Genomic DNA, 12,538 nt, shown 5'->3' on the forward strand with positions numbered 1-12,538 from the left:
CGCCACCGCGCAGGGGCGCGGGTCAGGCGGGGTGGGACCGCTCAGGCCGCGGAGCCCTGGAAGACGACGGCGGGCTGGCCCGGGACGACGGTGACGGAGACGGTCACCTTGTCGCGCGCGTCAGCGGGCACGGAGAAGCGGAAGGACCCGGTGACGGTCTCCCCCGCGGCGACGCTGCTGGGCAGCTCAGTGCCTTCGGCGTCCCTGAGCGGGGAGGCCGGGGTCGCGTCCTCGCCGTAGGTGAGGGTCGCCGAGGCGCCGGACAGGTCGACGTCCTGGGAGCCGGCCGTGACCGAGATAGTGACCTGGAGCGCGGGGCCGGCGATCTCGCCGGGGGCGAGGGAGTCACCGGAGACCTCGATGGCCTCGACGGAGGCGACCTTGACGGTCGCGTCCCCGGTGGAGGAGGACTCGTTCAGGGCGACGGGCGGGGCGGAGGCCCCCCTGTAGCCGGCCTGGCCGGGCAGGAGGCCCTCGGGATCGGTGGCCTGAGCACTCGGCGCGGCCCCGTCAGAGGCGGGTGCCACCGGAGTCGGCGCGGTGGTGGCTCCGGCCGTCTCGGTCGTGGTGACCGGCGGCACGGACTCGGTGGCGGCGGCGTCGGTCGACGAGGAGCCGTTCGAGCAGCCGACGAGGATCGCTGCCGACAGGACGAGGGCGGAGGCCCGGAGGGTACGGGGGCTTGTCCGAGGTGACATGGTGACTTCCATGGGATCGTTGGGAACGGGTGGGGAGCATCGGCCGGCGGCGACGAGGGGATCGACGCCGCCGGCCGATGTCAGTGCCGGTTCGCGGTCACTATCAGGCGGTACGGGCCTGGAAAGTGGAGACTAGCATCTTGTTGGTCAGCGAGGTCGCCGAGCCGGAGAGATACCCGGACATGAGGACCGAGCCGGCGCCCTGGATCTCCTCGGTGGAATCCGAGGCGGTCAGGGTGGGCGCGGCGGGCTCCTGCTCGCCGTCGAGCCACACGGTGGCGGACAGGTTGGTGGTGCCCTTGCCAACGGCGGAGGTCTTCACGTTGATGTTCTTGCCCACGGCCCAGGTGCCCGGCAGCTGGGTCTGGGCGAGGACCTTCTCAGTCCCGCCGACCTGCGAGGTGAGGAACACGAGCACCTCGCCAGTGGACTTGACGTGGATCTTCGTGCCGTAGGCGCCCGAGGCGGTGGAGCGGGGCAGGAAGGAAGCGTACACGCCGCCACCGGTGGGAACCTCGGAGAGGGAGAAGGCCGAGGAGACCTGCGTGGACTCCGAGGAGATCTTCGGCAGCATGGCCGTGGACATCCAGCCAGCCTTGTTCAGGGCGATGGAGCCGACGCCGTCGGCCGTGGCGAAGCGCCCCGGCGAGGAGAGCTTCCAGGCGCCGCCCAGGCTTGAGTCGGGCCAGCCCTTCTCCTGAGCCTTCTTGAAGGCTGCCTGGGCCATGATGCCCTCGCCCTGCGGGACGTCGGTGACGGTGATGGACTGGGTGGTGGACTGGCGGGCACCGGCGTTGTCGGTGACCGTCAGCGTGACCGTGTACGTGCCGGCCTCGGCGTAGGTGTGGTTGGCGTTGGCGCCGGTGGCGGTGGTCCCATCGCCGAAGTCCCACTCGTAGGACTCGATGTTGCCGTCGGGGTCCACCGACTCGTTGCCGTCAGCGGTCACAGCCATACCGGCGACATGAGGACGCAGCACGGCGCGGGGCCCCACGTTGCCAGCCTGGCCCTGGCGCCGGGCGATCTGATCAGCGCTCAGCTGGGAGTGGTAGATAGCGGTGGAGTCCACAGTCGCCTCAAGCGTACCGGGGGTGCTCTCACTCACCTTGGGCCAGCCCTTGAGGGAGCCCGTGCCGAGGCGCCAGGAGCCGTTGAATTCCTGCGCTTTGACCACCGTCTTGTCGGAGGCGACGGGCTTGCCGTCGACGTAGAGGTTCTGCCCGTCTGCCCCCAGGGTGGCGACGACGTGGTGCCACTTACCGTCGTTGAAGCCTGCCTGTGAGGACACGACCTTGGTCTCACGGGGATAGACACCGAAGTGGATGGCGCCATCGGAGCTCATGTAGAGCAGGCGGTCGCGGTCACCGTTCTTCTCGTAACTCAGGATGGCGCCACCGCTGGTGGAGGTGGTCTTCACCCAGCTCTCAATGCTGAAGGTCTGGACATGGCCGTCGGTGCCCGAGGAGACAGCGGTGGCGTTCCCGCCGACGCCCAGGGCCTTGGAACTGCCCCGAGAGCCCTCCTGGGCGGCCTTCACGCCCGCGGTGCCGGTCATGTGGGCGCCGCCGAGGATGTCCTTGAAGGTGGTCCCGGCCTCCTCGTCGAAGGTCCACAGGTGCTTGGCACCCAGGTCGACGGCGCCGGTGTCGAGGCTGTCGAGGTCGCTGAAGTCAGCCGCCTTGGCGACGGTGACCTTCTTCGCCTCGCTGGTCAGGGTGTTGCCGCCCGCGTCGGAGACGACGACCGTGTACGTGTGCTCACCCGCGGGGGCGCGGTTGTCGCGCAGGGTCTTGCGGAACTCCCGGTTCCAGAAGCGGTCGGAGACCTGCAGCGTGCTCACGGGCTTCTGGCCACCATCGCGGTAGAGCGAGTAAGTCAGGGTCGAGTCGTCGCGATCCCAGGTGGGGGAGAAAGTGACGTCAACAACCCCGTCAGCGGGACTGCTGACATACGGGGCGAGGTCAGCGCCCTTCCCCTCGGGGGCGTGGCTCTTGGTGGCGCCGCGCTTGGGGAAGCGGACGAGTCCCTGCTGGGCCTTGCCGTCGACGGCGAGGAACTCGCCCCCGGCGACGATGTACTCGTCGTTGCCGGTGACGTCCCAGGCACCCTGGCCCTGGCCGGTGTACTTGCCGGCGGAGAGCTCCGGGAACCAGTCAACGATGGAGGGGGAGGTGTGGCCCGACCAGTCCTTGTAGCCGTCAGTGCCCTTGCGGCCGACGGTCACCTCGCCGTTGGCGGTGAAGGAGGTGAGACGGTACTGACGCTGGCGGGTGGTGTTGTTCTCGTCCCTGTAGTAGGTGTCCCCCCATCCGCCGATGGTCTCGCAGGAGTGCGCGTGGCTGGCGACGTAGACCTGGTCCTTCGCGGGGTAAATGGCGTAGGAGTCACCGTGGCAGGGCTCCACCCAGGTCATGTTGCCATCCCAGTCGGCCTTGAAGGCCCCCTCCAGGTTGGCGTTGCGCACGGAGAAGGAGTAGCCGACCCCGTACAGGCTGGTGCCGTCGGTCTTGAGGTCCGTGATGGCACCGTAGACGCCGCCGTTGCGGACCTCCTTGTTGACGGGAGTGGCCAGCAACTTGCCGTCAGAGGCGGAGACGAGGGCCAGGCCGTAGCCGGGGTTCTCCGAGTCGTTGAGCTTGGTGAAGGAACCACCGAGGGCGACCTTGGTGCCGTCGGGCGAGACCTGCAGAGACCAGACCTGGGCGTTGTTGCCCTCGGCCTTAGGCGCCCAGGAGAGGGTCTCACCGGTCTTGGCGTCCACGGCGGCCGCCTTGGAGCGCGGGACGCCGTTGACGTGCTTGAAGGCGCCGCCGGCGTAGACCGTGTTCCCGCGCACGCCGATGGCCCGCACGGTGGTGTGGAACTGGGGGCGGAAGGTGGAGATGAGCTTGCCCTCAGGCGTGGAGATGTCGAAGGCGGCCAGGCCGCTGTGGAACTCCTCGTTGACCTTGTTGAAGTCACCGCCGACGTAGAGGGTCTTCTTGTCATCAGACAGGGCGAGCGTGCGCCCGGCGCCGTTGAGCACGGGCTTGAACTCTTGGATGAGCTCGCCGGTACTCAGTTTGTAGGCCAGGATGTTGGCCCGGGGCGTCTCATTGGTCCCGGCGGGGGACCCTGCCGGGCGGGCCTGGGTGAAGGAGCCGACGACGTAGACGGTGTCACCGACGATGAGCTGGTCCCACACCACGCCGTTGATCTGAGTGGTGGGCAGGGGGTCAGCGGTGTGGTTGGACTGAAGGCGGCCTGAGGCATCGGCCGCCGCGGCGGCGGCGGGGGCCTCAGCGGCGGCAGCGGGCGCCGCCGCGGGCAGGAATGCCAGGGCCATGGGGACGCTGGCGGCCAGCGCGGCCATGGCGCGCAGTGGACGATAAGGGCTCAACGGTACTACTCCGGAACTGTGTGAGGAACCAAGGAGAAACCAAGGTTCGTCGTCGATCAGGGCAAGGCGCCGGCGGATGGGGAACTTTGGCGCCCATACGATCGTAGAGCACAGGACCTCAGAATGACAGCGTGGCTGGTTATGGGTCGTTCAGCACCGAAAAGCGATGCCGATCACTTTCGTACTACTCAGAAGATAATGACTCGCCCACCTCGTCCGACCTGCGTCGGAGCGCCTCTCCGACCTTCGGAGGAGCCGAGATGGGCGAGTCGTCCACCACCACGCGAGCACGGCGCGATGGCGCCATACCCGCCATGATTTGCCTCACACGCCAGCGGCGTCGAAGAGCTGGGCGACGGAGCCGTCGTCGAAGACCGCCTTGATGGCACGGGCCAGGAGCGGGGCGATCGGCAGGACGGTGAGCTGCTCGAACCGCTTCTCCGGGGGGATCGGCAGGGTGTCGGTGACGACCACCTCGCGGGCGCCGCAAGTGGCCAGACGCTCGATAGCGGGGCCGGAGAGCACCCCGTGAGTGGCGGCGACGATGACGTCCCTCGCGCCGGCGTCGAGGACCACCTTGACGGCCTTGGCGATGGTGCCGCCGGTGTCGATCATGTCATCGACCAGCACACAGGAGCGCCCCTCGACGTCACCGACGACGCGGTTGGCCACGGCCTCGTTGGGGCGGCTGATGTCCCGGGTCTTGTGGACGAAGGCCAGCGGCGAGCCCCCCAGGGCGTTAGCCCATCGCTCGGCGACGCGAATGCGACCGGCGTCCGGGGAGACCACGGCGGCGTTGGTCACGTCGAGCCGGCCCTTGATGTAGTCCACGAGCACGGGCTGGGCCCACAGGTGGTCCCAGGGGCCGTTGAAGAAGCCCTGCTCCTGGGCGGTGTGGAGGTCAACGCTCATGATGCGGTCCGCCCCCGCTGCGGCGTACATATCCGCCACGAGGCGGGCGCTGATGGGCTCACGGCCCAGGTGCTTCTTGTCCTGGCGCGCGTAGGGGAAGAAGGGGGCCACCACCGTGATGCGCTTGGCCGAGGCGCGCTTGAGGGCATCCACCATGATGAGCTGCTCCATGAGCCAGTCGTTGACGCGGTCCCCGTGGGACTGCACGACGAAGACGTCGCAGCCGCGCACCGACTCGTTGAAGCGGACGTAGGTCTCCCCGTTGGCGAAGTCGTAGGCGGTCGAGGACAGGACCTCGGTGCCCAACTCGCCCGCCACGTCGTGGGCCAGTTGCGGGTGGGCCCGGCCGGAGACGATGACCAGTCGCTTCTCACCGCTGGTGATGATGCCCGTCATGAGGTGATTCCCTTCGTTCGGGCCCGTCGGGCCCGGTCGGTGCGCGGGGCCGGGGCGGTCACGCGCCTGTGGTGCCGGAGCCCTGGGCGGGAACCGGCGTCTCGGCGTCGTACTGGGCGAAGGGCGCCACGACGGCGCCCGCCGGGATATCGACGTCGGTGAGGATGGCGTAGGCGCCGATGCGGGCGCCGGGGCCGATGCGGGTGGCGCCCCTCAGGAGGACCCCCGGCTCCAGGAACGAGTCCGGGCCGAGCTCGACGGTGACATCAACCCAGGTGGAGGAGGGATCGACGACGCCGACGCCGGATTCCATCGCGCGGGCAAGGATGCGGCGGTTGAGTTCGGCGCCGAGGGCGGCGAGCTGGGCGCGGTCGTTGCAGCCCTCGACGAGCCAGTGGTCGGCCACCACGAGCGCGGAGGTGGGCCGGCCCGCGGCGTGGGCATGGGCGACGACATCGGTGAGGTAGACCTCGCCCTGGTCGTTATCCGTGCCCAGGGTGGCCAGGGCCGCGCGCAGGTGCGCCAGGTCGAAGACGTAGACGCCCGCGTTGATCTCAGTGATGGCGCGCTGGGCCTCGGTGGCGTCGCGCTGCTCGACGATCGCCGAGACCGTGCCGTCCGGCTCGCGCACGACACGGCCGTAGCCGTGCGGGTCGTCGACGACAGCGGTGAGAAGGGTCACGGCGTCGCCCCGCTCGTGGTGCTGGGCCACGAGGGCGGACAGCGTGGCGGTGTCGAGCAGGGGCACGTCCCCGCTCGTGACGACGACCGCGCCATCGGCGTCCTCGGGCAGGGCCGCCAGGCCGCAGGCCACGGCGCGGCCGGTGCCGGGGATCTCATCCTGATCGGCGGGGATGGCATCGGGGGCGACCCGCGCCAGGTGGGCGACGACAGCATCGCGCTCGTGGCGCACCACGACCACGAGACGCTCGGGATCCAGGCCCCGGGCGGCGGTGACCGCGTGGTCGAGGAGGCTGCGTCCGCCGATGCGGTGCAGGACCTTGGGGGTGGCGGAGCGCATGCGCGTGCCCTTGCCTGCGGCCATGACAATGACGGCGGCGGGAGTGGTGGGAGCCACGAGTCCTCTTCTCGCTCAAGATGGGCGTCCTGCGGCGCTGCCGGGGACATGACGCCCCGTGCTGGCCGAGCCGGCCGGTACGGGCACATCCTACGACGCCGCGCACCGGCTCCGCCCCCAGGGTTCGAACCCGGGCCTCAAGGCTCCAAAGGCCTGCGTGCTGCCACTACACCAGGGCGGAATGCGCAGGCCGCCCCCACTTCCCCAGGAATCGGGCGCGCTCCTGCGCGGCGTACAGTCTCTCACTTTTTCGCCGCGACTTGGTCAAGAGGTGGCATCATCAGTTCCCCGGGCCCACCGGATGCGGCATCCTGACGCCCTGCGCGGGCCGATCCGGGCAGCCTCCTCTCCCAGTCCTGCCGCCACTCCCGCGCGGCACGCCCTCAGTCCCTGGAAGATCGCATGACCCTCACCCACCGCCATCCCCCGGCCAAGGGCGCCAACGCCACGCCCACCGCCACGCCCCAAAGCGCGGGCCGCCTGCGGGAACTGGACGGGCTGCGCGGCCTGGCCGCCGTCGTCGTCCTCATCCACCACTGCCTGCTCACCGTCCCCGCGCTGGCGGAGGTCGGCGCCCGCCCGGGGGCGGCGCCGGATGGCGCCCTGGAGCGCCTGCTCAGCCTCACGCCGGCGCATCTCCTGTGGGGCGGCTACGAGGCGGTGCTCATCTTCTTCATCCTGTCCGGGGTGGCGCTGAGCTACCCGATCTCCCGGCGGCGCGCCACCGGCCGTTCCTTCGACTGGGTGGATTACGCCCCCCGCCGCCTCATCCGCCTGTGGGTGCCGGCCGGCGCCTCGACGCTCCTGGCGATCGCCCTGATCATCCTGGTGCCCCGTTCGAACGACGCCTCCCTGGGGGCATGGGTGCAGGCCCACTATGTGTCAGATATCTCGATCAAGCAGACAGTCCGAGAGCTCGCCCTGCTGCCCGCCTACGCCTATCGCAACTCGGTGCTGTGGTCGCTGCACGCCGAGGCGGCCTTCTCCATCCTCCTGCCACTGGTCATCCTCGCGGTGGCGCTGGCCGCCAAGGCCCGCCTGAGTTGGGCGCTGGGCGCGGCGGCGATCACGACGGCCCTGGTGAGCGGCGACCCCGGCTCCGCCCTGTTCCTGCCGGTGTTCACGATCGGGGCCGTGCTCGGCTGGCACTGGGGGGCGATGCCCGACCCACTGCCCGCCCGACCCGTTCGGTGGGCCAGCACGGCCGCCATGGCCTGCCTCATCATCATGACCAGCCCGTGGTGGACCGCCCCGGAGGCCTGGCCGGGCCTACTCTCGGGAGGGCCGTCCGGGGCGCTGGTCCCCCTGGGCTCCCCCGCCTCCCCCTGGGGGCATCGGCTCGGATCGGCGATCGCCGTCGCCAGCGCGGCCGGAACGATCATCCTCATCGTGCGGGCCGGGGCGCTGCGCTCGCTGCTGCGCTCAAGGGCGGCCCAGTTCTGCGGCGAGCTGTCCTTCTCCCTCTACCTGGTCCATACCCCGGTCGTGCTCCTCGTGCGCACACTGGCGCCGTCGATCGACCCGTGGTGGATGCTCCTGGCGGGACCGGCCGCGGCGCTGCCCGCGGCCTGGGCCTTCCACCGGCTCGTCGAGCGGCCAAGTCATCAGTGGTCGAGGGCGGCGGGCCGCTGGGCCAGTGCCAGGCTCCGCACTCTCCCCGGCGGTGCCGGCCCCTGGCGGCAGGGCAGGCACGTGGCCTGAATCCGCGCCCACCAGCACGGCAGGGGCCAGGCCCAGTCCTTGGTCTACCGTGTACCCATGACGGCTCGCGCGCGGGCCACCACTCACTCATCCTGAAGGAACCACACGCATATGGAGCCGGCCGAGATCCTCCGCTTGCTGCGCAGGCATGCCCCCGTCCTCATCTTGCACATCGTCGTCGGCGCCCTGACGGGGTTCTTCATCGCGATGATGAGCACCCCCATCTACTCCTCGCACGCCAGCGTGGTCATCTCGACGTCGAGCCGCGAGGGCGGCGGACAGGACCTCGGCACGGCCTCCGGCCCGAACTCCCTCCTCATGCCCACGCTCGTCGAGCTGGGCACCACCCAGGACGTCCTCAACGAGGTCGCCGCGAGCACGGGCCTCGAACCCGCCGCGGTCAAGGGGATGCTCACCCTGAGCGCCCGGGAGAACACCCTCTTCATCGACATCACCGCCAAGGCCCCCTCCGCGGAGCAGGCCCACGCGGTGGCCGACGCCGAGGTGAGCGCCTTCAAGAAGGCCGTCAGCAAGTGGGGGTACAAGGACGGGCTGTCCCTGGCCGTGGTGGAGCAGGACCCGGCGACGCTGCCCACCGCGCCCATCTCGCCCATCCCCGAGCGCTACGCACTCAACGGCGCGCTCATCGGCGCCGCCATAGGCGCCGCGGTGGTCATCCTGCTGCGGCGCGCCGGCTTCACGGGGCTGCGCGCGGAGGCCGTGGGCCGCGTCGGCCGCAAGACGGCCGGCGCCCCCGACTTCGACGCTGAGGCCTCCGCCGAGCAGGGTCAGGACCTCGCCGAGGACCGGGACATGAGCCCGGGCACATCGGACGACCCCTCATCCGATGAGGGGTACCCGCCCCCGCCCGACTCCTCCGAGCTCTTCCCTCCCTCGATGCGGCACCGCCGCTGAGCGAGCGGGCCCACCGGCTGGGCACTGGTCACAACCACTTATGACCGCCGGCGCCGCCATGCCTACCGCGCCGGCACCGAACTGATACTCAACTGCTGATACTCAACTGATACTGGCCCCCGCGCCGGCAGACCGCCGGCGCGGGGGCCAGCCCCTCAGGAGCGGCCGTACTCGGCGTGGCCCGAGCCGCCCAGCGCGGCCGAGGCCAGGCCCGCGCCACGGGCCATGAGCCGGGCGCCCCTAGCGCGGTGGGAGGTGGAGCGCAGGATGACCCCCGCAGCCCCGCGCCCCGCGCCCGCGACAACGCGCGCCGCGCCCCCGACGAGGGCCCTGCCCCGGATCCGCGCGCGAACGACGCGGCTCCCCGCGCCCGCGAGGGCGAGATCGACTCGGACGGAGTTAGCGGCGTGACTGCGCTGTCGGCGCAGGATCCAGGCCCGGTCCAGGCGCTGCGCGGGCACATGGTCGACCACTTGGGCCTCGGCGCACCACAAGAGCGTTCCACCGGCGGCCACGAGTGAGCGGGTGAGCAGCGTGTCCTCCCCGCCGGTGGCGCCGAAGCGCTCGTCGAAGCGCAGACCCCGCGCGCGCAGGAAGTCCAGGTCGAGCAGCAGGCAGTTCGAGGCGGCGGCAGGCCGGGCGGTTCCGGTGGGCCAGGTGGCGCGCACGAAGAAGCCCCCCTCGCGCACCCAGGCCTCGGGCTCGGCGTCGTATGCGGGCAGCACATGACCGGCCACCGCCTGGGCCCCCTCGCGCGCCCAGAGCCCCACGAGGGAGGAGAGCCAGTTCTCCAGGGCCTCCTCGTCGTCGTCGATGAACACCAGGAGGCGGGCGCCGGCGGCCTCATCGAGAGCGCGGTTGCGCACGGCGGCCACGCCGGGGCGCTCCTCGACGATGTAGCGCATCGCGCTGCCCCCGGGCCCGGCGGCGAGGCGCTCAGCGGTGGCGCGCGCGCTGGCGGCGGGATCGTTGTCGATGATGAGCAGCTCGGCGCGCGCGACAGGACTGGAGACGTCCGAGACGATGGCGTTGATCTGGGGCAGGACGGTGCCGACGGCGCGCTCCAGGCCCTCCGGGCGCTTGTGGGTCGGGATGGCGACGACGAGGGACGCCCCCTCGCCAGGCGGCGGACCGCCAGCCGCTCCGGCACCGCCGGTAGCGCCGCCGAAGCCCTCCTCCGGGGCGGGCCCGCGCATGGCCCCGGCGCTCACTTCTTCCTCCAGGGCAGTCGGGGCCCGCGACTGTACTCCTGGACCCGCCCGCCGACGGCGCCCAGGACCATGCCCAGCGCTCCGGCGCAGGCGGCCTCATGGCGACCCCGGCCCGCCTCATCCCGGCGGGCGGCGCTGACCAGCGCCAGGGCGCCGTCGCGCCCAGCGCGCAGCGCCCCCTTCGCGGCGTAGCGGGCACGCATGCCCAGGCCCGCCGCGCCCGAGGCGGCCTCAACGCGCACCGCCGCCCAGGTGGCCCCCGAGCGCAGGGAGCGGCGCAGCACCCACGGGCGCGTGGCCCGGCTGGCCGGCACCCGCTCATCCAGGGCGGCATCGGCGGCGAAGCGGATGACGCCGCCGCCCTGCCGCAGCGCGCCGAGGAACGCGGAGTCCTCGCCCCCGCTGAGCCCGTAGCGCGCGTCGAAGCGCAGGCCGAGGCCCCGCACGGCGTCGAGGTCGAGTAGGAGGTTGTTCGTGGCAGCCTTCGTCATCACGGCCCCGTCTTCGGCGGTGACCGCGCTGAAGACACCCGAGCCCCGCACCCACGCGCCCGGCTCCGACTCGAAGCGCGGGTACCACGGCCCGGACACGGCGGCGCAGCCGTGGGCGCGCCAAGCGCGCACGAGGGAGGTGAGCCAGCCGGGGCGGGTGAGCTCGTCGTCGTCGATGAACACCAGGAGGCGGGCGTCGGCGGCCTCATCGAGGGCGCGGTTGCGGGCGGCGGTGATCCCGGGGACGGGCTCGTGGGCGTAGTGGGGGCCTATCTCGGCGGCCTCGGGCTCATCGGCGCCGGCGGCCCGGACCGCCTCGACGACCTCGCGCGCGCCCGCGTCCGGATCGTTGTCGACCACCACGACGCGCGCCCGCCCAATACCGGCCGCCTCATCCGCGCGGGCGGCGCTGGCCTGGTCCACGAGCTGGGGAAGGAGCTCGGCGAGCCAGTCATTGCGCCGATAGGTGGTCACGGCGACGACCAGTGAGACCAGTGGTGGGACCGGTGCGGGCGGCGTCGAAGACTGACTCATGCGTCCTCCTGGGGGCGGGTCGACGGGCAGGGCGTCGAGGGGAGGGAAGGGGTGGGGTCAACGCTACTATGCAGGCGCACGGGCCCCGCCCGCGGGCGCCCGGGACGACGGCGCGCCCAGGGGACGACGGCGCGGCACCCCTTGATGAGGACCTGAGAGGATCCCATGGCCGACTTCCCCCCCGATCTCTTCTCCCCCGGCGAGCCCGGGGAGCCTCCCACCGGCGCCGAGGCCGCCGAGTTGCTCGCGCGCACCGCGATCATCGTCGTCAACTACGACTCCGCCGCCCTCCTGGCGCGCAACCTCGCCGAGGTGGCCCAGCGCTCCCCCGAGGCCCGGATCGTCGTCGTCGACAATCACTCCTCCCCCGAGGCCCGCGAGCGCGCCCGCGCCCTGGCCCAGGCGCGCGGCTGGGCCCTGGAGTGCCCGGAGTCGAACACGGGCTTCGGCGGAGGGATGAACCTGGGGGTCGCCCGGGCGATCGCCGATGGCGCGCAGGTCCTCGTCCTGCTCAACCCGGACGCCGTCGTCGACCGGGAGTCCCTGGTGGCCCTGGCGCAGCAGGCGCAGGCCGATCCCCTGGCGCTCGTGGGGCCGGTCATCCGGGACTCCAGTGGGGCGATCGTGTCCGATGGCCACGTGGTCTGCCTGGCGGACGGGTCGATGCGCTCGCGCCGCTCCCGGCGGCCGATCCCGCCCGGAGGCACCGCGCCCTGGCTGAGCGGGGCGTGCCTGGCGCTTTCTGCGTCCCTGTACCAGCGGATTGGGGGCTTCGACGCCCGCTACTTCCTGTACTGGGAGGATGTGGACTTCTCCGCGCGGGTGCTCGCCGCAGGGGGGCGGCTGGTCCTGGAGCGCCGGGCCGCGGCCGTGCACGACGAGGGCGGCACCCACGGCTCCTCAGCGGGACAGGTGGCGAAGTCGGACACCTACTACTACTACAACACGCGCAACCGGCTCCTGTACGCGGGCCTGCGCCTGGACGCCCAGGGGCGTCGTCAGTGGCGGGCGACGGCGCCGAGCGCGGCACGCGAGATCGTCCTGCGCGGGGGGAAGCGCCAGTTGCTGCGCTCACCCAGGCCGGTAGCCACGGCGCTGCGCGCGACCCTGGATGGCCTGCGCCTCGCGCGCCGGGCCGCCCGGGGGCTCCTGCCCTCCCCGGACGAGCCGATCCTGCGATAGCGGGGCCGGCCCCGCGCTCACCGGCGCGGCGGGCGGGAGGA

9 protein-coding genes and 1 tRNA gene are annotated in these 12,538 nt (G+C 71.8%); 3 read left to right on the top strand and 7 right to left on the bottom strand.

The genetic code is table 11. The features are described from left to right. Positions 1-41: 41 nt before the first annotated feature. From GVV75_RS01205 to GVV75_RS01225, 5 genes are all read right to left on the bottom strand, one after another. Positions 42-698 carry a hypothetical protein gene (locus tag GVV75_RS01205; protein ID WP_159813112.1) on the bottom strand — a complete coding sequence of 219 codons (657 nt, stop codon included), beginning with the start codon at positions 696-698 and terminating at the stop codon, positions 42-44. 103 nt (positions 699-801) lie between these two features. Beyond that, on the bottom strand, positions 802-4,077 hold the full coding sequence (locus GVV75_RS01210; protein ID WP_159813114.1) for a PKD domain-containing protein: 3,276 nt from the start codon (positions 4,075-4,077) through the stop codon (positions 802-804). A gap of 324 nt (positions 4,078-4,401) precedes the next feature. Beyond that, entirely contained in the window at positions 4,402-5,385 is a 984-nt protein-coding gene (locus tag GVV75_RS01215) for a ribose-phosphate diphosphokinase (protein ID WP_159524432.1), read from the bottom strand. Positions 5,386-5,443: 58 nt separating this feature from the next. Then, the gene (locus GVV75_RS01220) at positions 5,444-6,463 is read right to left on the bottom strand and encodes a bifunctional UDP-N-acetylglucosamine diphosphorylase/glucosamine-1-phosphate N-acetyltransferase GlmU (RefSeq protein WP_159524433.1); all 1,020 of its coding nucleotides are present in this window, start codon (positions 6,461-6,463) and stop codon (positions 5,444-5,446) included. Positions 6,464-6,572: 109 nt separating this feature from the next. After that, a tRNA-Gln gene (locus GVV75_RS01225) sits at positions 6,573-6,644 on the bottom strand. A 221-nt stretch (positions 6,645-6,865) separates the two neighbouring features. Between GVV75_RS01225 and GVV75_RS01230 the strand changes: the two genes are divergently transcribed. Continuing rightward, entirely contained in the window at positions 6,866-8,164 is a 1,299-nt protein-coding gene (locus GVV75_RS01230; protein WP_159813116.1) for an acyltransferase family protein, read from the top strand. A 111-nt stretch (positions 8,165-8,275) separates the two neighbouring features. Next, the gene (locus tag GVV75_RS01235; protein ID WP_159813118.1) at positions 8,276-9,079 is read left to right on the top strand and encodes a YveK family protein; all 804 of its coding nucleotides are present in this window, start codon (positions 8,276-8,278) and stop codon (positions 9,077-9,079) included. Positions 9,080-9,234: 155 nt separating this feature from the next. Here the strand turns inward: GVV75_RS01235 and GVV75_RS01240 are convergent, their stop codons facing one another. Further along, on the bottom strand, positions 9,235-10,290 hold the full coding sequence (locus GVV75_RS01240) for a glycosyltransferase family 2 protein (protein ID WP_236266020.1): 1,056 nt from the start codon (positions 10,288-10,290) through the stop codon (positions 9,235-9,237). Then, the gene (locus GVV75_RS01245; protein ID WP_159813120.1) at positions 10,287-11,315 is read right to left on the bottom strand and encodes a glycosyltransferase family 2 protein; all 1,029 of its coding nucleotides are present in this window, start codon (positions 11,313-11,315) and stop codon (positions 10,287-10,289) included. Before GVV75_RS01245 ends, GVV75_RS01240 begins: the two co-directional genes overlap by 4 nt. Before the next feature lie 165 nt (positions 11,316-11,480). On the opposite strand from GVV75_RS01245, the gene GVV75_RS01250 reads away from it, so the two are divergent. After that, positions 11,481-12,497, top strand: coding sequence for a glycosyltransferase family 2 protein (locus GVV75_RS01250; protein ID WP_159813122.1), 1,017 nt, complete (start codon positions 11,481-11,483; stop codon positions 12,495-12,497). The last annotated feature ends 41 nt before the right edge of the window (positions 12,498-12,538 follow it).

The sequence above is a fragment of the Actinomyces sp. zg328 genome, from assembly GCF_009829635.1.
GTDB lineage: Bacteria > Actinomycetota > Actinomycetes > Actinomycetales > Actinomycetaceae > Actinomyces > Actinomyces marmotae.

Coding starts and splice junctions, on each gene's coding strand:
- GVV75_RS01250 (WP_159813122.1), top strand. CDS start 11,481: ATGGCCGACTTCCCCCCCGATCTCTTCTCCCCCGGCGAGCCCGGGGAG.
- GVV75_RS01235 (WP_159813118.1), top strand. CDS start 8,276: ATGGAGCCGGCCGAGATCCTCCGCTTGCTGCGCAGGCATGCCCCCGTC.
- GVV75_RS01230 (WP_159813116.1), top strand. CDS start 6,866: ATGACCCTCACCCACCGCCATCCCCCGGCCAAGGGCGCCAACGCCACG.
- GVV75_RS01245 (WP_159813120.1), bottom strand. CDS start 11,315: ATGAGTCAGTCTTCGACGCCGCCCGCACCGGTCCCACCACTGGTCTCA.
- GVV75_RS01215 (WP_159524432.1), bottom strand. CDS start 5,385: ATGACGGGCATCATCACCAGCGGTGAGAAGCGACTGGTCATCGTCTCC.
- GVV75_RS01205 (WP_159813112.1), bottom strand. CDS start 698: ATGTCACCTCGGACAAGCCCCCGTACCCTCCGGGCCTCCGCCCTCGTC.